21 protein-coding genes are annotated in these 19024 nt (G+C 71.8%); 11 read left to right on the top strand and 10 right to left on the bottom strand.

Annotated features, from left to right (window positions below):
• Nucleotides 1-13: 13 nt before the first annotated feature.
• The 3 genes from AB0J02_RS12980 to AB0J02_RS12990 all read right to left on the bottom strand — a co-directional run bounded on the left by AB0J02_RS12980 (nt 14) and on the right by AB0J02_RS12990 (nt 2466).
• Nucleotides 14-481 carry a pyridoxamine 5'-phosphate oxidase family protein gene (locus AB0J02_RS12980; RefSeq protein WP_363193676.1) on the bottom strand — a complete coding sequence of 156 codons (468 nt, stop codon included), beginning with the start codon at nt 479-481 and terminating at the stop codon, nt 14-16.
• A complete protein-coding gene (locus tag AB0J02_RS12985; RefSeq protein WP_363193677.1) occupies nt 478-1065 on the bottom strand; it encodes a GNAT family N-acetyltransferase in 588 nt (195 codons plus the stop codon). The genes AB0J02_RS12980 and AB0J02_RS12985 overlap by 4 nt, the downstream gene beginning before the upstream one ends.
• 63 nt (nt 1066-1128) lie before the next feature.
• On the bottom strand, nt 1129-2466 hold the full coding sequence (locus AB0J02_RS12990; RefSeq protein WP_363193678.1) for an ROK family transcriptional regulator: 1338 nt from the start codon (nt 2464-2466) through the stop codon (nt 1129-1131).
• Nucleotides 2467-2689: 223 nt separating this feature from the next.
• Here AB0J02_RS12990 and AB0J02_RS12995 point away from each other — a divergent pair, with 223 nt between their 5' ends.
• From AB0J02_RS12995 to AB0J02_RS13010, 4 genes are read left to right on the top strand one after another with little or no spacing between them, the layout of a single operon-like run.
• Nucleotides 2690-4006 carry a sugar ABC transporter substrate-binding protein gene (locus AB0J02_RS12995; protein ID WP_363193679.1) on the top strand — a complete coding sequence of 439 codons (1317 nt, stop codon included), beginning with the start codon at nt 2690-2692 and terminating at the stop codon, nt 4004-4006.
• 14 nt (nt 4007-4020) lie between these two features.
• The gene (locus AB0J02_RS13000) at nt 4021-5028 is read left to right on the top strand and encodes a sugar ABC transporter permease (RefSeq protein WP_363193680.1); all 1008 of its coding nucleotides are present in this window, start codon (nt 4021-4023) and stop codon (nt 5026-5028) included.
• Entirely contained in the window at nt 5021-5902 is an 882-nt protein-coding gene (locus AB0J02_RS13005; protein ID WP_363193681.1) for a carbohydrate ABC transporter permease, read from the top strand. Before AB0J02_RS13000 ends, AB0J02_RS13005 begins: the two co-directional genes overlap by 8 nt.
• A gap of 24 nt (nt 5903-5926) precedes the next feature.
• Nucleotides 5927-7291, top strand: coding sequence for a GH1 family beta-glucosidase (locus AB0J02_RS13010; RefSeq protein WP_363193682.1), 1365 nt, complete (start codon nt 5927-5929; stop codon nt 7289-7291).
• A 20-nt stretch (nt 7292-7311) separates the two neighbouring features.
• On the opposite strand, the gene AB0J02_RS13015 is transcribed toward AB0J02_RS13010, so the two are convergent.
• Both AB0J02_RS13015 and AB0J02_RS13020 read right to left on the bottom strand, forming a co-directional pair.
• Nucleotides 7312-7578, bottom strand: a complete 267-nt coding sequence (locus tag AB0J02_RS13015; RefSeq protein ID WP_363193683.1) for a metal-sensitive transcriptional regulator — start codon at nt 7576-7578, stop codon at nt 7312-7314.
• Nucleotides 7575-8141 (bottom strand): rhodanese-like domain-containing protein, encoded by a 567-nt coding sequence (locus tag AB0J02_RS13020; protein WP_363193684.1) that lies wholly within the window; start codon nt 8139-8141, stop codon nt 7575-7577. Before AB0J02_RS13020 ends, AB0J02_RS13015 begins: the two co-directional genes overlap by 4 nt.
• Before the next feature lie 240 nt (nt 8142-8381).
• On the opposite strand from AB0J02_RS13020, the gene AB0J02_RS13025 reads away from it, so the two are divergent.
• Nucleotides 8382-9341 (top strand): SDR family oxidoreductase, encoded by a 960-nt coding sequence (locus tag AB0J02_RS13025; protein ID WP_363193685.1) that lies wholly within the window; start codon nt 8382-8384, stop codon nt 9339-9341.
• Between the two features lie 192 nt (nt 9342-9533).
• On the opposite strand, the gene AB0J02_RS13030 is transcribed toward AB0J02_RS13025, so the two are convergent.
• Together AB0J02_RS13030 and AB0J02_RS13035 are read right to left on the bottom strand one after the other, a co-directional pair.
• Nucleotides 9534-9764: a hypothetical protein gene (locus tag AB0J02_RS13030; protein ID WP_363193862.1), complete on the bottom strand. Its 231-nt coding sequence runs from the start codon at nt 9762-9764 to the stop codon at nt 9534-9536.
• Between the two features lie 47 nt (nt 9765-9811).
• Nucleotides 9812-9961, bottom strand: a complete 150-nt coding sequence (locus tag AB0J02_RS13035; RefSeq protein WP_363193686.1) for a hypothetical protein — start codon at nt 9959-9961, stop codon at nt 9812-9814.
• 290 nt (nt 9962-10251) lie between these two features.
• Here AB0J02_RS13035 and AB0J02_RS13040 point away from each other — a divergent pair, with 290 nt between their 5' ends.
• Together AB0J02_RS13040 and AB0J02_RS13045 are read left to right on the top strand one after the other, a co-directional pair.
• Nucleotides 10252-10644, top strand: coding sequence for a hypothetical protein (locus tag AB0J02_RS13040; protein ID WP_363193687.1), 393 nt, complete (start codon nt 10252-10254; stop codon nt 10642-10644).
• 76 nt (nt 10645-10720) lie between these two features.
• Nucleotides 10721-11926 (top strand): hypothetical protein, encoded by a 1206-nt coding sequence (locus AB0J02_RS13045; RefSeq protein ID WP_363193688.1) that lies wholly within the window; start codon nt 10721-10723, stop codon nt 11924-11926.
• 12 nt (nt 11927-11938) lie between these two features.
• Here AB0J02_RS13045 and AB0J02_RS13050 read toward each other — a convergent pair whose 3' ends face one another.
• Nucleotides 11939-12718 carry an endo alpha-1,4 polygalactosaminidase gene (locus tag AB0J02_RS13050; protein WP_363193863.1) on the bottom strand — a complete coding sequence of 260 codons (780 nt, stop codon included), beginning with the start codon at nt 12716-12718 and terminating at the stop codon, nt 11939-11941.
• A gap of 345 nt (nt 12719-13063) precedes the next feature.
• Nucleotides 13064-14434 (bottom strand): S41 family peptidase, encoded by a 1371-nt coding sequence (locus AB0J02_RS13055; RefSeq protein ID WP_363193689.1) that lies wholly within the window; start codon nt 14432-14434, stop codon nt 13064-13066.
• 147 nt (nt 14435-14581) lie between these two features.
• Between AB0J02_RS13055 and AB0J02_RS13060 the strand changes: the two genes are divergently transcribed.
• The 4 genes from AB0J02_RS13060 to AB0J02_RS13075 all read left to right on the top strand — a co-directional run bounded on the left by AB0J02_RS13060 (nt 14582) and on the right by AB0J02_RS13075 (nt 18034).
• On the top strand, nt 14582-14977 hold the full coding sequence (locus AB0J02_RS13060; protein WP_363193690.1) for a nitroreductase/quinone reductase family protein: 396 nt from the start codon (nt 14582-14584) through the stop codon (nt 14975-14977).
• 73 nt (nt 14978-15050) lie between these two features.
• Entirely contained in the window at nt 15051-15674 is a 624-nt protein-coding gene (locus AB0J02_RS13065; RefSeq protein WP_363193691.1) for a TetR/AcrR family transcriptional regulator, read from the top strand.
• Nucleotides 15658-17304, top strand: a complete 1647-nt coding sequence (locus AB0J02_RS13070) for an acyl-CoA dehydrogenase family protein (protein ID WP_363193692.1) — start codon at nt 15658-15660, stop codon at nt 17302-17304. The genes AB0J02_RS13065 and AB0J02_RS13070 overlap by 17 nt, the downstream gene beginning before the upstream one ends.
• Before the next feature lie 7 nt (nt 17305-17311).
• Entirely contained in the window at nt 17312-18034 is a 723-nt protein-coding gene (locus AB0J02_RS13075) for a ribonuclease H (protein ID WP_363193693.1), read from the top strand.
• A gap of 80 nt (nt 18035-18114) precedes the next feature.
• Here AB0J02_RS13075 and AB0J02_RS13080 read toward each other — a convergent pair whose 3' ends face one another.
• Nucleotides 18115-18972, bottom strand: coding sequence for a glycoside hydrolase family 16 protein (locus AB0J02_RS13080; RefSeq protein WP_363193694.1), 858 nt, complete (start codon nt 18970-18972; stop codon nt 18115-18117).
• Between the last annotated feature and the right edge of the window lie 52 nt (nt 18973-19024).

Genomic DNA, 19024 nt, shown 5'->3' on the forward strand with positions numbered 1-19024 from the left:
GGGCACACGTGCGTCAGTCCTCGACGAGCCACTCGCCGTCGCGCATCAGGTCCCGGTCCGCGATCTCGTTCACCTCGCGCCAGGCCTGGATCCGGAGCGGACGGATCCGGAAGTACGGGTACGGGGCATCGGCGGCGCGCGGGTCGAACCCGGCCTTCTCCGCGAAGGCGTCGCCGAACGCGGCCGTCACCTCGGTGTCGGGCAGCACGTCGGCCTCGCCCTCGATCCGCACGACGTCCCGGGTGGCCCCGATGGTGAGCTGCGCCTTCCCGGTCGCCAGGAGGTTGCGGGCGAGCGGGTTCGTCGCGCGGGTCGACACGTACAGCAGCCCGTCCCGCCAGAGGAACGACAGCGGCATCAGATACGGCTGCCCGCCCTCCGCCCCGGCCGTCGCCACCCACGCGTCGACGTCCCGTTCCAGACGGGCGAGCGTGTCCTGCTTGCGCTGCTTCGCCGGACGGGCGGGCGCGACCTGCGTCATGAAGGCTCCTTCGACGTGGGGGTGCATCGATGCGGTGCGGGCATCGGCGGACCGGGGCGGCACCGTCGGACCGGCGGCGCCGCGTAACACCGTACGTCCACCAACTCGCCCGGCCCCCACTCCTGTTGACCCGTGGCGAGAAACTCCCACCCGAGCCGTTCGTACAGGGCGACGGCGGCCGTGTCGGTGGCGACGACGTCGAGCACGGCCCGCGCCGCCTTCCGGTAGGCCTCTTGCGCGGCGCGGTCGAGCAGCATCGCGCCGATCCGGTGCCCGCGGGCCGCGGGGTCGACGAACAGCCGGCCGACGACCGCCGCCTCGGGGCCCGCCGCGACCAGGGACGGCGCCACATCGCCCGCGCCCGGCGGCCCCAGCATCACGTGCCCGACGACCCGCCCGTCCCACTGCGCGACCCAGGCCGTCCCACCCGCGCCGGCGGCCAGCCAACGGGCGGGATCGGCAGGCCAGTTGGTGGGGTAGCCGTCCTTGGCGTGCACGGCGGCCAGGACGGCGACGCATGCCCCGAGGTCGTCGTCCTCGCGGGGCCTGACCCGCGGTTCGGAGGCAATGGTGATCTCTCGCACGGCCCCATGGAAACATGCCCTGCCCGGCGACACGCTCCCTTTGCGGCGCGCGTCACTCGCGGGTCACTGGCCCGGGCCCTGACCGGCCGCCGGGACCCGGCCGCCCCGCACGCCCCGCCGCGCCACCATCGCCCGCCGCCAGCCCGGAAGTTCCTGGGCCGGCGCCGGCTCGGCCCGGCGGCCGCCCCGCGCGAAGAACCCCGCCAGCGGCAGCGTGGCCGCCCCGACCGTCACCGCGTCGGGGCCGAGACGGCCCAGCTCCACGCCGACCCGCCCCACCGGATAGTCGAGCGCGTACGTCCCGATGTGCCGGCGCACCGACTCCAGGAAACGCGGCCCGAGCCGCAGGCCCGCCCAGCCGCCGATCAGGATCCGCTCCGGCTGGAAGAGGTTGATCAGGTCGGACAGGCCCGCCCCCAGGTACTCGGCGGTCTCCTCCAGGACCGAGAGCGCCAGCGCCCGTTCGAGCTCGGGTCCCTCGCTTCCGTACGCCGTCCCCAACAGCTCGGCCAGCGCCGCCTCTTCGCCGCCGTCGCCGCTCGGCGAGCCGCCCGCCTCCCGCCACCGCTCGACGAGCGCCTGCGCCCCCGCGTACGCCTCCAGGCAGCCGAGCGCCCCGCACCGGCAGCGCCGTCCCCGCACCCGTACCGTCAGATGTCCCCACTCGACGGCCCGTCCCTCGGCGCCGTCCTCGGCGACCACGCAGGCCCCGACGCCCGAGCCGAACAGCACCACCACCGCGCTGCCGGCCCCCCGCCCGGCCCCGAACCACATCTCCGCCTGCCCGAGCGTCTTGGCTCCGTTGTCGATGAAGTACGGTATCTCGGCGGGGAGTTGGGAGCCCTCGCGGAGCAGCTGTTCCAGCGGCACCTCCGGCCAGCCGATCGTCTGGCCGTGCACCACCGCCCCGCGCTCCGGGTCCCGCGCCACGATGCCGGGAACTCCGACGCCCACCCCGAGCAGCTGCCCGGGGTCCGCATCCGCCGCCGCGAGGACGTCGGCGACGCCGTCGCGGATGTGCCGCACGACCAGATCGACGTCGTACCGGTCCCGTACCGCCAACGGGCGCTCCACGCGCGCCAGTTCGGTCAGGACCAGGTCGAACAGCTCGACGCGGACCAGGTTCTCGCCGACGTCCACCCCGATCAGCAGTCCGCACTCCGGCGCGATCCGCAGCAGTGTGCGCGGCCGGCCGCCGTCGGACTCGACGCTGCCCGCCTCCTCCACCAGCCCCTCGGCGGCCAGCTCGGCCACCACATTGCTGACGGAACCTGAACTCAGTCCCGTCGCCGGGCCCAGCTCGTACCGACTCAACGGCCCATCGAAATACAACTGTTGCAATAGGGCCGCGCGATTCTCGCGCCGCAGGTCGTGCACCGTACGCCCGTTCCGCCCGGCCATGATCTCCCTCTCCCTGCGCCGACAAGACGCCAACAACCCCCGCCCCGCGCAAGATACCCGTGTGCGATCCCTTGACGCCCTCTTCTTGTGCGGCTTAACTCACAGCCTAAATTAAGCCCTGAGGGCGTTCACTACTTGAACCCGTACATCTCGCAGCGCTGAGCTCTGGTGTACGTGGACGGAACGCGATCGGGGTTCCTCCGGATAAGGGACACCTGGAGCCATGAGCAGAATCCGAGCCGCAGCCGTCGGCGCTGCCACCCTCTCGCTCGCCCTCGCCGCGACCGCCTGCGGCGGTGGCTCGTCCTCGGGGGGCGGGTCCAACGACTCCCCGAAGACCCTGACCTACTGGGCGTCGAACCAGGGCGCCAGCATCTCGGTCGACAAGAAGGTCCTCCAGCCCGAACTCGACAAGTTCGAGAAGCAGACCGGGATCAAGGTCAAGCTCGAGGTCGTCCCGTGGTCCGACCTGCTCAACCGGATCCTCACCGCGACCACGTCGGGCCAGGGCCCGGACGTCCTCAACATCGGCAACACCTGGAGCGCCTCGCTCCAGGCCAGCGGCGCGCTGCTGCCGTGGGACGCGAAGAACTTCGACAAGATCGGCGGCAAGGACCGGTTCGTCGAGTCCGCGATCGGCTCGGCCGGCGCCGAGGGCAAGGACCCCGCCGCGGTGCCGCTGTACTCGATGTCGTACGCGCTCTACTACAACAAGAAGATGTTCAAGGACGCCGGGATTTCCAAGCCCCCGACGACCTGGGACGAGATCGTCGCCGACGGCAAGAAGATCTCCAAGGACGGCAAGTGGGGCCTTGCCGCCGAGGGGTCGAACCTGTCCAACAACATCCACCAGGTCTTCGTCCTGGCCAAGCAGCACGGCGCCGACTGGTTCACCGCCGACGGCAAGCCGGACTTCACCTCCGACGGCGCGGTCGCGGCCGTGAAGCAGTACGTCGACCTGATGGCCAAGGACAAGATCATCGCGCCGGGCAACGCCGAGTACGCGCAGAACCAGTCCCTGAGCGACTTCTCCAAGAACAAGACCGCGATGGTGCTGTGGCAGGCCGCCGCGTCCACCTTCAAGTCGCAGGGCATGAAGGACGACGAGTGGGGCGTCGTGCCCGCGCCCGTCCAGTCCGGCACCCCCGGCCAGGGCGAGTCCACCAACTCCATGGTCGCCGGCATCAACATCGCCGTCTTCAAGAACACCAAGAACCTCGACGGCGCCGCGAAGTTCGTGAAGTTCATGACCAGCGACGAGGAGTCCAAGCTCCTCAACAAGACCTACGGCTCGATCCCGCCGGTCAAGGCCGCGCAGGAGGACCCGGCGTTCAACGCGCAGTCCACGGGCGTCCTCAAGGACACCCTCGGCAAGAGCGCGGCCCCGCTGCCCCAGGTCGCGGACGAGTCGCAGTTCGAGACCGCCGTCGGCACGGCCGTGAAGGAGCTGTTCGCGGACGCCGCCGCCGGTAAGCCGGTCACCACGGAGTCCGTGAAGGCGGCGCTGACCAAGGCCCAGCAGTCGATGCCGACGAAGTGAGTGCGGAGACCCACATGACCACGACCGCCACCACCCCCGCAGAGGCGGGGGAGGGGCGGGCCGTCGGCGAGAAGACCCCCGGGGCGGCGCGCGGCAAGGGCCGCCGCCCCGGGCGGATCCGCCGCATCGGCCTGCCGTACCTGCTGCTTCTGCCGGCCCTGGCCCTCGAACTCCTCGTGCATCTGATCCCGATGGTCATCGGCATCGTGATGAGCTTCCGCGAGCTCACCCAGTTCTACATCCGCGACTGGGGCACCGCCCCGTGGTCCGGCTTCGACAACTTCAAGATCGCCGTCGACTTCGACGCCCCCGTCGGCCAGGCCCTGCTCCACTCCTTCTTCGTCACCTGCCTGTTCACGGTCCTCTCCGTCGGCCTGTGCTGGGCCATCGGCACGGCGGCCGCGATCTACATGCAGGAGACGTTCAAGGGACGCGGCATCCTGCGCGCCCTGTTCCTGATCCCCTACGCGCTGCCCGTCTACGCCGCCGTGATCACCTGGGTGTTCATGTTCCAGCACGACAACGGCCTGGTGAACCACGTCCTGCACGACCAGCTCGGCGTCACCGACAAGCCGTCGTTCTGGCTCATCGGCGACAACAGCTTCTACGCGCTGCTCACCGTCTCCGTGTGGAAGGGCTGGCCGTTCGCCTTCCTCATCGTCATGGCCGGACTGCAGAACATCCCGAAGGAGATGTACGAGGCCGCCGCCCTCGACGGCGCCGGCCTGTGGCAGCAGCTGCGCCGCATCACGCTGCCGTCGCTGCGCCCCGTCAACCAGGTCCTCGTGCTCGTCCTGTTCCTGTGGACGTTCAACGACTTCAACACGCCGTACGTGATGTTCGGCAAGGCGGCCCCCAAGGCCGCGGACCTGGTCTCGGTCCACATCTACCAATCGTCGTTCGTCACCTGGAACTTCGGCACCGGCTCCGCCATGTCCGTGCTGCTCCTGCTGTTCCTGCTCGTCGTGACGGGCGTGTACCTGGCGCTCACCTCACGGGGAAGGAAGGCCGCAGATGTCTGACACGGAGATTGCCGCCGTGCGGCACAGATCGCCGATGGCCGCGCCCCGCTCGTTCCTGTGGAGCAGGCGGATCTTCCTGACGCTGCTCACCGGCTTCGTCCTGCTGCCCGTGTTCGTCATGGTGTCCAGCTCGCTCAAGCCGCTTCAGGACGTCCAGGGCGAGTTCCGCTGGATCCCCAGCGGGCTGACCATCCGGCCCTACATCGACATCTGGTCGACCGTCCCGCTCGCCAGGTACTTCATGAACTCGGTGATCGTGGCGGGCACGGCGACGGTCTGTTCGGTCGTCATCGCCGTCTTCGCCGCCTACGCGGTCAGCCGCTACCGCTTCCGCGGCAAGCGCGTCTTCACGGTGACCGTCCTGTCGACGCAGATGCTGCCCGGCATCCTCTTCCTGCTGCCGCTGTTCCTCATCTACGTCAACATCGGCAACGCCACCGGTATTGCCCTGTTCGGCTCGCGCGGCGGACTGATCCTCACCTACATGACCTTCACGCTGCCGTTCTCGATCTGGATGCTGATCGGGTACTTCGAGTCGGTGCCGCGCGATCTCGACGAGGCCGCACTCGTCGACGGCTGCGGCCCGCTCGGTGCCCTGTTCCGGATCATCGTGCCGGCCGCCATCCCCGGCATCGTCGCGGTCGCCGTCTACTCGTTCATGACGGCCTGGGGAGAAGTGCTCTTCGCCTCCGTCATGACGAACGAAACGACCCGCACGCTCTCGGTCGGCCTCGGCGCCTACGCCAACCTCAACGACGTGTACTGGAACCAGATCATGGCCGCCTCCCTGGTGGTCAGCGTGCCCGTCGTCGCCGGCTTCCTGCTGCTGCAGCGCTACCTCGTCACCGGTCTGACCGCCGGTGCCGTCAAGTGACCACCCTTTTGTGAAAGGAACCCTGTGTCCGACCCCCTTGACCTCGCAGCCTTCCCGCACGACTTCCTGTGGGGCACGGCCACGTCCGCGTACCAGATCGAGGGCGCCGTCTCCGAGGACGGCCGCTCGCCCTCGATCTGGGACACCTTCTCGCACACCCCCGGCAAGATCGACAACGACGACCACGGCGACATCGCCTGCGACCACTACCACCGGTGGCGCGAGGACATCGGCCTGATGCGCCAACTGGGCACGAACGCCTACCGGTTGTCCGTCGCCTGGCCGCGTGTCGTGCCCGGCGGCGACGGCCCGGTCAACGCCAAGGGCCTCGACTTCTACGACGAGGTGATCGACGCGCTGCTCGCCGAGGGCATCACCCCGTCGGTCACCCTCTACCACTGGGACCTGCCGCAGGTGCTCCAGGACCGGGGTGGCTGGCCGGCCCGCGAGACCGCCGAGCACTTCGCCGAGTACGCCGCCGTCGTCGCGGAGCGGCTCGGTGACCGCGTGAAGCACTGGACGCCGCTCAACGAACCGTTGTGCTCCGCGTGGATCGGTCACCTCGAAGGCCGGATGGCGCCCGGCTGGACCGACCTGACCGCCGCCGTCCAGGCCTCCTACCACCTGCTGCTCGGTCACGGACTGGCCACGCAGGCGATCCGCGCGGCCGTGCCCGGCGCCGAGGTCGGCATCGTCAACAACCTCGCGCAGGTCGAGCCCGCCACCGACCGCCCGGAGGACATCGCCGCGGCCCGCCGGATGGACGGCCACGCCAACCGCTGGTGGCTCGACCCGGTGCACGGCCGCGGTTTCCCCGCCGACATGGTCGAGGTCTACGGCGTCGAACTCCCGGAGAAGCCGGGCGACTTGGCGACCATCGCCGAACCGCTCGACTGGCTGGGCCTCAACTACTACTTCCCGTCCGCCATCGCCGACCACCCGGCGGGCCCCGCCCCGTACGCGCAGGCCGTGCGCCGCCTCGGAGTTCCGCGCACCGGCATGGACTGGGAGGTCGACGCCAACGGCATCGAGACGCTGCTGCTCCGCCTCACCCACGAGTACGGCGCCCGCCAGCTGTACGTCACCGAGAACGGCTCGGCGTTCCCGGACGTGGTCCGCCCCGACGGCACCGTGGACGACCCCGAGCGGGAGGAGTACCTCGTGAACCACATCGCGGCCTGCGCCCGCGCGGCCCGCAAGGGCGCCCCGCTCGCCGGGTACTTCGCGTGGTCGCTGCTCGACAACTTCGAGTGGGCGTACGGCTACGACAAGCGGTTCGGCCTCGTGCACGTCGACTACGCGACGCAGCAGCGCACCATCAAGGGCAGTGGCCACCGGTACGCGGACCTCGTGCGCCGCCACGGGTCACGGGTCCGGCGCGCCGCCTGAGACGGACGGTCGCGGGCAGCTCACGCCAGCGAGAGGAACAGCTTCTCCAGCTCCTCCTCGCTGAGCGGGGGCTGCTCGCCGTCCGCGGCGTTCAGGCAGTCCCGCATGCCGGAGGCGATGATCTTGAAGCCGGCCCGGTCCAACGCTCGTGACACAGCGGCGAGCTGGGTGACCACGTCCTTGCAGTCGCGGCCCGCCTCGATCATCGCTATGACGCCGGCCAGCTGTCCCTGCGCGCGGCGCAGCCGTTTGAGGACGGCGTCCGTCGCCGCGGGGTTCCCGCTCATCCGCGCAACGCCGCGCGGGCCTCGTCCAGCACGCCCGGCTCGGGCCGGTTGAACGGCAGCCTGCCCAGCATCGCCGCCATGCCGCACGTGTTGCTCAGCCCGGAGTACACCAGGCCCGACGCGATCCCGGCGGCCAGCAGGCGGCCCTTCGGCGCGCGCCGGCCGAGGGCGAGACCGAGCAGGACGAGGGAACCGGCGGTGAACCGCACCTGGCGGTCCATGGCCCAGACGGAGCGGTTCGGTCGCGTGGCGGTGTCGACGGGCAGTCCGTCGGCGGCCCAGGCCCGCGTGCCGCCCGCCAGGCCGACGGAGTCGACGCCCGCGTCGGCGAGCTTCGCGCAGGCGGCGGCCGACCGCTGACCGGCCGCGCACACCAGGACGAGATCCTGCCGCTCGGCGGCGGCCTGCAGGTCGGGCAGGAGCGTGTCGAGAAGATCCGCGGGCACGTTGACCGCGCCGGGCACGTGTCCGGCGGCGTACTCGCCGGGAGCGCGCACGTCCACGACGAGGGTGCCGTCGGCGGGCAGGGCGTGCAGTTCGGCGGGGGCGAGGGTGGTGCTCATGGTTCTCCCAGGTGAAGCGGCTTGTTGAAACGGCTTGCGGGGGCGACGGGAATCCCTGACGACACAGGCGACCCTATGTCCCCGAGGGTAACGAATACCCCGGGGGGTATCTCGGCCGCGAGGCGCGGTGCGAAATCAGTGCGGACACGGGCGGAAGCCGGACAGAAGATGTCGGGATTCCCGGGGATGCTCGTCGAAGGAACGCGGCGGACGGCGCGGCAATCACCACGGGAGACGGACGTGACGCACTCGCAGCAGCAGAACCCGCAGGAGAGCCCCCAGGAGCGGCGGGCGCCCCTCAGCGGCAAGGTCGCGCTCGTCGCGGGCGCCACCCGCGGAGCCGGCCGGGGCATCGCCGTGGAACTCGGCGCGGCCGGCGCCACGGTCTACGTCACCGGCCGCACGACCCGTACCCGGCGCTCCGAGTACGACCGTGCCGAGACCATCGAGGACACCGCCGACCTGGTCACGGCGGCGGGCGGCCAGGGCGTCGCGGTCCCCACCGACCACCTGGAGAAGGACCAGGTCCGCGCCCTCGTCGAGCGCATCGACACCGCACAGGGCCGCCTCGACGTCCTCGTCAACGACATCTGGGGCGGCGAACAGCTCTTCGCCTGGGAAGCCCCCGTCTGGGAGCACGACCTCGACAAGGGCCTCAGGCTGCTCCGCCTCGCCGTCGAGACGCACGCGATCACCAGTCATTTCGCGCTGCCGCTCCTGCTGCGCGACCCGGGCGGCCTGGTCGTAGAGATGACGGACGGCACGGCCGAGTACAACGCGGCGAACTACCGCAACTCCTTCTTCTACGACCTCGCCAAGAGCTCCGTGCTGCGGATGGCGTTCTCCCTCGGCCACGAACTCGGCTCGCGCGGTGCCACCGCCGTGGCCCTGACGCCCGGCTGGATGCGTTCGGAGATCATGCTCGACGCCTTCGGCGTCACCGAGGACACCTGGCGCGACGCCCTCAAGGACCAGGCACACTTCGCCATCTCCGAGACCCCCCGCTACGTCGGCCGCGCGGTCGCCGCCCTCGCCGCCGACCCGGACGTCTCCCGCTACAACGGGACCTCGCTCTCCAGCGGCGGCCTCGCCCAGGTCTACGGCTTCACCGACGTCGACGGCAGCAGGCCCGACGCGTGGCGCTACCTCGTGGAGGTCCAGGACACGGGCAAGCCCGCCGACGTCACCGGTTACCGGTAGAAACCGGCGTGTACACGGCCTAGGGTCAATGCCGTTGCGTTACGGGCGATCCTGCCCTTCGTCGCCCCAGGCTCATGAACCGCCGTGACACGGTGGACTCCTGCGGTTCTTGAGAATGTCACCAGGATGCGCGCCGCGCCTGCGCTCGGGGGTGCACGCACCAAGATCGCGGCTAAGGCAACGGCATCGGGCCTAGATCCCGTCGTCCGGATCGTTGATCCCGGCGGGCCACATCGCACTGCCGCCGCCGCGCCACTCGATGAAGTCCGGGTCGTCGAGCGGCGCGTCGTCGAGGCCGGCGCGGCGCAGGAACTCCACCACGTCCGCGAGCGAGGTCGCCAGGCCCGCGTCCTCGCCGCGGATGGCGACCCGCCGCCCGCCGGGCTGCGCCGCGTGTACGACCACTGAGGGGTATCCGTCCAGTCCGTCCATGCCCCTCAGCTTCGCGGCACGGGGGAGAGTCCGCACCCTCAGCCGGCCGGGGGTGCGGCGGGCGGCACCCGCTCTCCCTCGTCCGCGACGGCCCGCACCAGCACCTTCGCCACGTCGTGCGGAGCGCAGAGCATCGGCCAGTGCCCGGCCGCCGGCTCGAACGCCGCTTCGGGGACGACGCCCCCCAACAGCTGCGCACGATCCGGGCGTTGCGCGCTCTGGACGAACCGGTGCCCGACATCGAGCGCGCGCTCAAGAAGGACGGCGCGCTGCGCGACGCGGTCGCCCGTCGCCTCGCCGACGTCCAGGGCGAACTCGCCGCGCTGCGCCGGCGCGAGAGTGCGCTGCGGCTCGTCGACGAGTCCGGCTCCCCGGCCGAGCGCGCCACCCGCCTCGCCGTGCTCGCCGCCGCGCCGCTGCCGCCCGACACCACCGAACTCGCCCGGTCTGGCGCCGCCGCCTGCTCGCCTACGCCCGGTTGCACGCCCTGGCCCGCACCGCCCCGGCGCCCGCGCTGCCCGCCAGGGACGCGGGTTGTGACCCGGTCGCCCCGTACGGGGGGCTGGGTGTGGCCCACGAGTTGCCCGCGGCCGCCGTGGCCGCGGGCCGCGCACCCGCGCCGGGCCCCGCGCTCGACGCGCTCGTCGCCGCGCACGCCGAAGCGCAACACGCACGGGATTCGGGCGAGTTCAGGCGGCGCCCGCGCACCGTCCTCGCCCGCACCACGGACCGGGTCGTGGACCGCTACTGGCAGCTCGCCGCGGCCGTCGCCCCGGCCGCGCCCCCGACGACGGGCGAGGCCCACGACTGGCTGTGCGCCGCGCTGCGCACCGGCTCCGAGGGCGCCGCCCCGCGTGTGAAAAACGGGTGAAATCAGACCGTAGCGGGACCAGTTGGGGTGTTGGTCCGGGGCGCGCACCGCGACGGATTGCGGTTACGGTGCTGGGGTGATCAACGCGCAAGGCACATACGAGGCACACTCCACCGAGCCGGGAACGGCGCTGCTCCTCGCGGCGGCCCCCGCGGGCAAGGGGTGCCTCATCGACGCGGCCGCGGTGCTGCCGACGCTCGCGGCGGTCCCGCCGAGCGCGCTCACCGGCACGGCGGCGGCCACCGTCGTCGAACTCGCCGACCCGCTGGACCCGCAGGTCGTCCTCACCCGTATCCGCACGGCCGCCGCTCTCCCCGGACCGCTCCACCTGTACGTCACCGGCCAGCTGCACCTCGACCACCGTCAGCACCTGCTCCACCTGGCGCTGGCCCGCACCACCCCCTCGACGCTGCGCTACACGGCCCTGCCCTGGCACTGGCTCACCGGTGAACTGGCCCTGCGCCGCCCCCACACCACCACCGTCGTCCTCGACCTGGTCGCCGACCCGGCCGCCTGGGAGCACGTGCGTGCCGGCGGCCTCGGACTCGGCCACGGAGTGCGCCTGTACGGGCGGGTGTCCCCGCCCCCGCCGCGCCGCACCGTCCTGACCCCCGCCTACCTCAAGGCGTACGCCGACATCTGGCGCGGCGGCGAACGGCCCGCGTGGGCCCACCTGCACGAGGCGGCGGCCGCCGCCGCCGGGCCCGCGAACGCGCTGTTCCTGGCGCAGGACACGCGGTTCCCGGCGGCGCCGCCGACGCAGGTGACGGTGGTGCCCGTCCCCGCCGTGCCCGCCCAGGCGGTACCCGCTCCGGCCGCGCCGGTCCCCGCGCCCCGCCCCGCGGACGGCGGCGACCCGCACCCCGCACTGCTCGCGGCGGCCCAGGCCGGACGGCACAGCGAGGCCTCCGCCATCGCGGCGACCTGGGAGAGCGAGGCGCTGCGCACGCACGGCGCCGGTTCACCGCAGGCCATCCACTGGCTGGAGGTGCGGGCGGATCTCGCGCGGCTCGCCCAGGACCCGCCCCGCAGCTGCGCGTTGTGGACCGCGGTCGCGCGGGCCCGGCTCGCCCGCGGTGAGGCCGGTACCGACGAGGACGTCGAGGCCGCCGTCGACCGCGCCCACCACCAGTGGGAGCAGGTCGCCGACCCGGCCCGTGCGCGGGCCCAGGCCACGGCCCTCACGGCGTTGCGGCATCAGGTCCCGGGCCGGCGCCCCGGGGCGCTCGAGGCGATCCAGCGCCGGCTGGACGCGCTCGGCACGGCGTCCCGCACGCCGTGAGGCCTTGCGCGATCAACAGGCCTTGCGCACATACCCCTTCGCCTTCGCGGGCAGCACGTCCAGGTCCCGCAGCACGATCGACAGCTCCTTGCCCCAGGCGCGGCAGGCGCGGGTGAAGTCGGCGGCGCGGTACTCGATGACGAAGACCCGGTCGCCGTACGCGGACGCGTAGTCCCCGCACTCGTCGTAGCGGGCGCACTCCTCCGCCACCGCGAAGTCGAAGCCCATGGCCGCGTGCTTCGGCAGCAGCTCGGCGGTGTTCTTCTGGCCGACGGCGAGCCCCGCCGCGTGCGCGCGGTCGGCGAGCAGCTTCGCGAAGGCGACCGCGTCCGCGGGCTTCAGCAGGTCGTCGGAGCGTTCGTAGGAGTCGAGGTTGTCGGGTTCGACAGCCTGGTAGCCGTCGTCGGCGCAGCCGTCGATCCACGGCCCGACGATCTTCACGAGCCGCGCCCGCTTGGCCGCCGTCGAGAGGTCGAGGAGCGCCTCGTCCCAGTCCTCGTCGATCACCAGGTCGCCGTCCCCGTCGCGCAGCAGCAGGTCGGGATGGTTCTTCTTCCACCAGCCCAGCGCCTGGGGCTGCGCCTGGAACGCGTTGACGTAGCAGACGTTGTAGAGCCCGCGCTCCGGCGCCGCGCTCCGGTCGCGGGAGACGGCCCGTACCCCGGACGGCGGCTTGTAGGCGCCTCCGATCTGGTAGTCGAAGTCCATGTCGGCCGTGGGCCGCACGACGTCCGGCGGACGGTCCTCGGAGGACGGGGTCGACGAGCAGGCGGACAGCAGGGCGGCGGCCAGGACGAGGCCCAGGGCGGACAGCCGACGAGAAACCGGGACGAAGATCACTACGGCACCCTACGGCCACCTGTACCGCCGCAGCGCACAGCAATAACGGTCATTACATGACAGCTGGGCGCGATGCCTTACGGACCGTGATGTACCTCACGCGCCGCTGCGGCGCGGCCGGGAACACCCCTGCCCCTTTGCCCGTTGAACCCACCGTGGACGCGGATGGAACAGTGTCCCCGGGCCTCACCCATTGCCCGCAGGGAAGATCGTTCGGCTGAAGCCCTGCGGAGCCCCCCGCCGAGAGGCGACCGCCATCCGTGTCCACCTCTCAGCCGCCCCGGCCGTGGTCCCCCGTCACGGTCGGGGCTTCCTCTTGCCCTCCCCCTTGCTCTCCCGCGCGAGCACCGCGACCGCGGTGTCGAAGGCCGAGTCCCGGTTCTTCGCGAACTCCTCCTCGGTGAAGACCGGCGTGCGCAGGTGCGGCGGGATGCCCGTGCCGTCGAAGGTCGTCCCCGAGCGGGTCAGGAACTTCTCGTTGGGGAGCCAGACCTCCATGCCGTTGGGCAGCTTGCGGGCCATCGTGTCGGAGAAGACGCCCTGGGTGGCCTCCCCGACACGGACCGTTCCGCCGGGCCGGTCGATGAGGGCCTGGGTGAACGTCTCGCCCGCACTGACCGTCGAGCCGCCCGTCAGCAGGGCGACCGGGCCCGAGTAGCGGGGTGCGCCGCGCGTGGGCTCCACGGTGATGGGCTGCGGGCGGGTGTACTGCGTGCGTTTGCGGTAGGCGATGTACGGGGTGTCCGTGAGGCGTTCGGCGATGTGCAGACCGAGGGAGTCGTAGCCCCCGCCGTTGATCCGCAGATCGATGATCAGCCCCTTGAGGGAGGCGGTCCGCTCGCTGGTGAGGACGGCGTCCAGCGCCTTGTCGAGCTCCGCCTGATGGACGGCGTACGAGCGCTCCTGCCCGGCATAGCCCGCGAACCCGGAGATCCGCAGATAGCCCTGTCCGCCGGGCAGGTCCGCGTAACCGATCCGGCCGCCCGCGAACTCCCGCGGTGCCTTGCCGCCGAGGTCGCGGCGTGCGACGAACTCCCTGACCTCGGTGTCCAGTTCCTCGCTCGGCATCGTGGTGCCCGGCCGGACCTCGGCGAAGTGCCGGTCGCCGTCGACCACCGCCACATGGGCGTCGTACAGCGGCGTCACCATCTCGCTGAAGATCGTGAAGAGTTCGTCCCGGGTCGTCCCGGCGTGAACCCTGGGCCGGTACGCGTCCCGTACGGCGTGCCAGTCGATGTCCTTGGCGGCGAAGAACGGGTAGTTCTCCTCGAAGGACTGCCAGAAGACGTCGAACGCCGCCACCGGGGTCGCGGGCATCGGGCGGCCGCAACTCGCCGGCAGCTCCGCGATCCGGCGCAGTTCCCGATGGCCCGGTGAACCGTCGAACTGCAGCGTCCCCTGCGGACGAACGGTGTACACCGCTCCTTCGTCGCTCGTGTACCTGCCCGGCGCCGTCCGGCGCGCGGAGTCGCCCCGCACGCAGCCGGCCTTGGTCGTCTGGTACTCCTGCAGCCGCCCGTCCGTGACGGACAGGACCGTGCCGTAGCCGTTCACCCGCCAGAGCCCCTCGACGCCCGGCCGCGCGGCCACCGCCGTGGGCGCCACGGCCCCGCCGACGAGTGCCAGTGCCACGACCGCCGTCGCCACCTTGAGATTTCTGTGTCGCATCGTCATTTTCTCCCCGTGAGTGTCCTGTTGCGTTGCCGCATCGCCGCGTTTCGTGCGAGGGGACCGACGATCGTCGACCGGGCCGCCCGGCACCATCCGGGGAGCCGGTCCATCGGCAGGGGGATATCCCCCCACTACAGTGCGGACATGTCGCGCGCCCAGGAGATCAAGCACCGCATCGTCACGACGTTCCAGCGCCGGGTCGCCAACCCGCTGTCGACCCGGATGCCCGGTCAGGTGCTCATCGAGACCACGGGCCGCGCCTCGGGTCTGGCCCGCCGTACCCCGGTCGGTGGGCGACGGGCCGGCGACGCCTTCTGGTTCGTCTCCGAGTTCGGCCTGAAGTCGCAGTACGTGCGCAACATCCAGGCCGACCCGGAGGTCCGCGTCCGGCTCCGCGGCCGCTGGCACACCGGCACCGCGCACCTGCTCCCGGACGACGACGCCCGCGCCCGCCTCACGTCCCTGCCCCGCTACAACAGTGCGGCTGTCCGCGCCTTCGGTACGCAACTGCTCACCATCCGGGTCGACTTGACCGACTGAGCCGGTCGGCGGCTCGGACCGGACGTCCGGCACGCCCCTTGTTGAAGCACTGAATCAGTGCTTCACTTCTTGCGTGCCCTACCGACGAACACCTGCCGTGCAGGCCCGCCTCGACGCTCAGCGCACCGCAGTCCTCGACGCGGCCACGCTGCTGCTCGCCGAGCACGGGTACGCCGGCTGCTCCATGTCCGCCGTCGCCGCACGCGCCGGCATCGCCACCGGCAGCGTGTACCGGCACTTCCCCAGCAAGGCCGAGCTGTCCGTCGAACTGTTCCGGCGCGTCGTCACCCGCGAGGTGGCCGCCGTGCGGGAGGCGGCGGCCCGGCCCGCCGCGGCATCGGCGGAGCGGGTCGTCGCCGTCGTCGAGACGTTCGCGCGCCGCGCCCTGAAGTCGCCCCGCCTGGCGTACGCGCTGCTCGCCGAGCCGGTCGACCCGGCGGTGGACGCCGAGCGCCTCGTCTTCCGGCGGGCCTTCCGTGACGTGTTCGCCGAGCACATCGCCGACGGCGTACGCAAGGGACAACTACCGCCGCAAGACGCGCAGTTGACCGCCGCCGCACTGGTCGGCGCGGGCGCGGAGGCGCTCATCGGCCCCCTGTCGGACCCGGACCGGGGGCCCGACGCCGTCCCCGCCCTCCTCACCTTCACCCTGCGAGCCCTCGGAACCTTGGGAGCCGTCGATGCCGACCACGCATGAAGTCACCAACCAAGTACCGCCGTTGACCGGACACGACGTCGCCGCCGACCCCGCCCTCCTGGAGAGCCTGCGCCGCGAGGGCGCCGCCTGGGCCGAACCCGAGCTGCACGACCTCGGCCTCCTCGCCGGGTCCGAGAAGGTCCAGGAGTGGGGGAGGCTGGCCGAGCAGAACCACCCTGTTCTGCACACCCACGACCGCTACGGCCACCGGATCGACGAGGTCGAGTTCCACCCGTACTGGCACGAACTGATGACCGTCGCCGTGGAGCGCGGCCTGCACGCCGCGCCCTGGGCCGACGACCGGCCCGGCGCGCACGTCGCCCGCGCCGCCAAGATCTACGTCTGGGGGCAGGCCGACCCCGGCCACCTCTGCCCGGTCTCCATGACCTACGCGGCCGTGCCCGCCCTGCGCACCTCTCCGCGACTGGCCGCCGTCTACGAGCCGTTGCTCACCTCAGGCGTCTACGATTTCGGACTGCGCGAGCCCACCGGCAAGCGCGGCCTCATCGCCGGGATGTCGATGACGGAGAAGCAGGGCGGCTCCGACGTCCGCGCGGGCACCACGCGCGCCGTCCCGACGGGCGAAGAAGGCCGGTACGCGCTGACCGGGCACAAGTGGTTCACGTCCGCGCCCATGTCCGACGTCTTCCTCACCCTCGCCCAGGCGCCCGGCGGCCTGTCCTGCTTCCTGGTGCCGCGCGTCCTGCCGGACGGGACCCGCAACGCGATCCGCCTCCAGCGCCTCAAGGACAAGCTGGGCAACCGGTCCAACGCCTCCTCCGAGATCGAGTACGAGGGAGCGATCGGCACTCTCGTCGGCGAGGAGGGCCGGGGCGTCGCCACCATCATCAAGATGGTCAACATGACCCGCCTCGACTGCGCCGTCAGCTCCGCCTCCGGCATGCGCCAGGGCCTCGTCCAGGCCGTCCACCACGCCACCCACCGCAGCGCCTTCGGCGCCCGCCTCATCGACCAGCCGCTGATGACCAACGTCCTCGCCGACCTGGCCGTCGAGGCGGAGGCCGCCACCGTCGCGGCCCTGCGCCTCGCGGGAGCCGTCGACCGGTCCGCGCGCGGCGACGACTCCGAGGACCTGCTGCGCCGCATCGGGCTCGCCGTCACCAAGTACTGGGTCTGCAAGCGGGCCCCCGCGCACGCCGCCGAAGCCCTCGAATGCCTCGGCGGCAACGGCTACGTCGAGGAATCCGGCATGCCGCGTCTGTACCGGGAGGCGCCCCTGCCCTCGATCTGGGAGGGTTCCGGCAACGTGGCCGCGCTCGACGTGCTGCGCGCCATGGCCCGCCAGTCCGCGACCGTGGATGCCTACTTCGAGGAGGTCGAGCGGGCGGCCGGCGCCGACCGGCGGCTCGACGAGGCCGCGGCCCGGCTGCGCAAGGACCTCGCCGGTCTCGGCACCGATCCCGACGCCCTCCAGTTCCGCGCCCGCCGTCTCGTCGAGACGATGGCGCTCGTACTGCAGGGCTCGCTCCTCGTGCGGCACGGGAACCCGGCCGTCGCCGACGCCTTCTGCGCCTCCCGGCTCGACCGTGACGGGGGCGTCGCCTTCGGCACCCTTCCGGTGGGCGTGGACACGTCAGCAATCATCGATCGGGCGCGGACCCTGGCATGATCGGGGCATGGCAGAACGTGTGATCGCCGCGTGTGACGGCGCGTCCAAAGGAAACCCCGGACCCGCGGCATGGGCATGGGTCGTCGCCGACAGCGACGAGCAGCCCGTCCAGTGGGAAGCCGGCGCCCTGGGCACGGCGACGAACAATGTCGCCGAACTCACCGCCCTGGAAAGGCTGTTGAGCACCATCGGCCCCGAAGTGGCACTGGAGGTCCGGATGGACTCCCAGTACGCGATGAAGGCGGTCACGACCTGGCTGCCCGGCTGGAAGCGCAAGGGCTGGAAGACCGCCTCCGGCAAGCCCGTCGCCAACCAGGAGCTGGTCGCCCGCATCGACTCGCTGCTGGAGGGCCGCAAGGTCGAGTTCAAGTACGTCCCCGCGCACCAGGTCGACGGCGACCCGCTCAACGACTTCGCCGACCGTGCCGCCAGCCGGGCCGCGATCCAGCAGGAGGACGCGGGCAGCGCCCTCGGCTCGCCCGTGCCGCCGCCGTCGTCCCCGTCGTCGAAGTCGCCGAAGGCGGTGAAGTCATCGGGCGGCTCGACGCGGGCCGGAGCCGCCAAGCGTGCGTCGGCCTCGTCCGGGTCCGCGTCGTCGGGGACCTCGTCGCGCACGCTCAAGGCGAAGTTCCCCGGCCGCTGCCGCTGCGGCCGCTCGTACGCCGCGGGCGAGGACATCGCCAAGAACCCCGACGGCTGGGGCCACCCGGAGTGCCGCGCGTCGGCCTGAGGCGCTGTCGTCCAGCGAGGTGAGGCCCTGCCCGACCGCCCGTGATCCAGGGCCGGCCGGGCAGGGCCTCGCGCCATCCGCTAGTTGGACACCTTCACGTAGTCCACGACCAGCTGCTGCGGGAACTGCGTGCTGCCGTCCGGGTCGCCCGGCCAGTAACCGCCGACCGCCAGATTCAGGATCACGAAGAACGGCTTCTCGAAGACCCACTGGTTGCCGCCGACGTCGGCGGGTGTGCGCGTCTGGTAGACCGTGCCGTCCACCGACCACTTGATGGAGTTCTGCGACCAGTCGATCGCGAACGTGTGGAAGTCGTCGGCGAACGCCTGACCGCCCGGCAGCGAGTAGCCCGCGCCGATCCCGGCCGAGCCGGAGTAGCCCGGCCCGTGGATCGTGCCGTGCACGGTCGAGGGCTCGAAGCCGACGTTCTCCATGATGTCGATCTCGCCCGAGTTCGGCCAGCCGACCGACCCGATGTCGGAGCCGAGCATCCAGAACGCCGGCCAGATGCCCTGGCCGCGCGGGATCTTCATCCGTGCCTCGACGTGCCCGTGCGTCGTCGTGAACTTGCCCGAGGTGTTCAGACGCGCCGAGGTGTACTCACACGTGCCGTACCAGCACTGGTAGTTGCCGGGGTTCTCCTTGCGGGCGGTGATCACCAGGTGGCCCTGGCCGTCGAGCGCCGCGTTGTTCGCGCCCGACGTGTAGTACTGCCGCTCGTGGTTGTTGACGTTGTCGCCGGTCTCGGTCTGCCACTTCGACCCGTCGACCGGCGAGCCCGCGGCCCCGTCGAAATCGTCGGAGAAGGTGACCGCGGCGGCCTTGGCGGAGCCGTCGGCGCCGGCGTCGGCGGCGTGCGCCGCGGGCATCAGGCCGGCACCCAGACACAGGAGCGCGGCCGTGGCCAGGGGCAGCCTGCGGCGGAGGGGTATACGCATGGAGCATCACATCACTTCGGGTAGGGGGACCGCGCCTGTCTCGGGCACGCCA

Source organism: Streptomyces sp. NPDC050264, assembly GCF_040655895.1.
GTDB lineage: Bacteria > Actinomycetota > Actinomycetes > Streptomycetales > Streptomycetaceae > Streptomyces.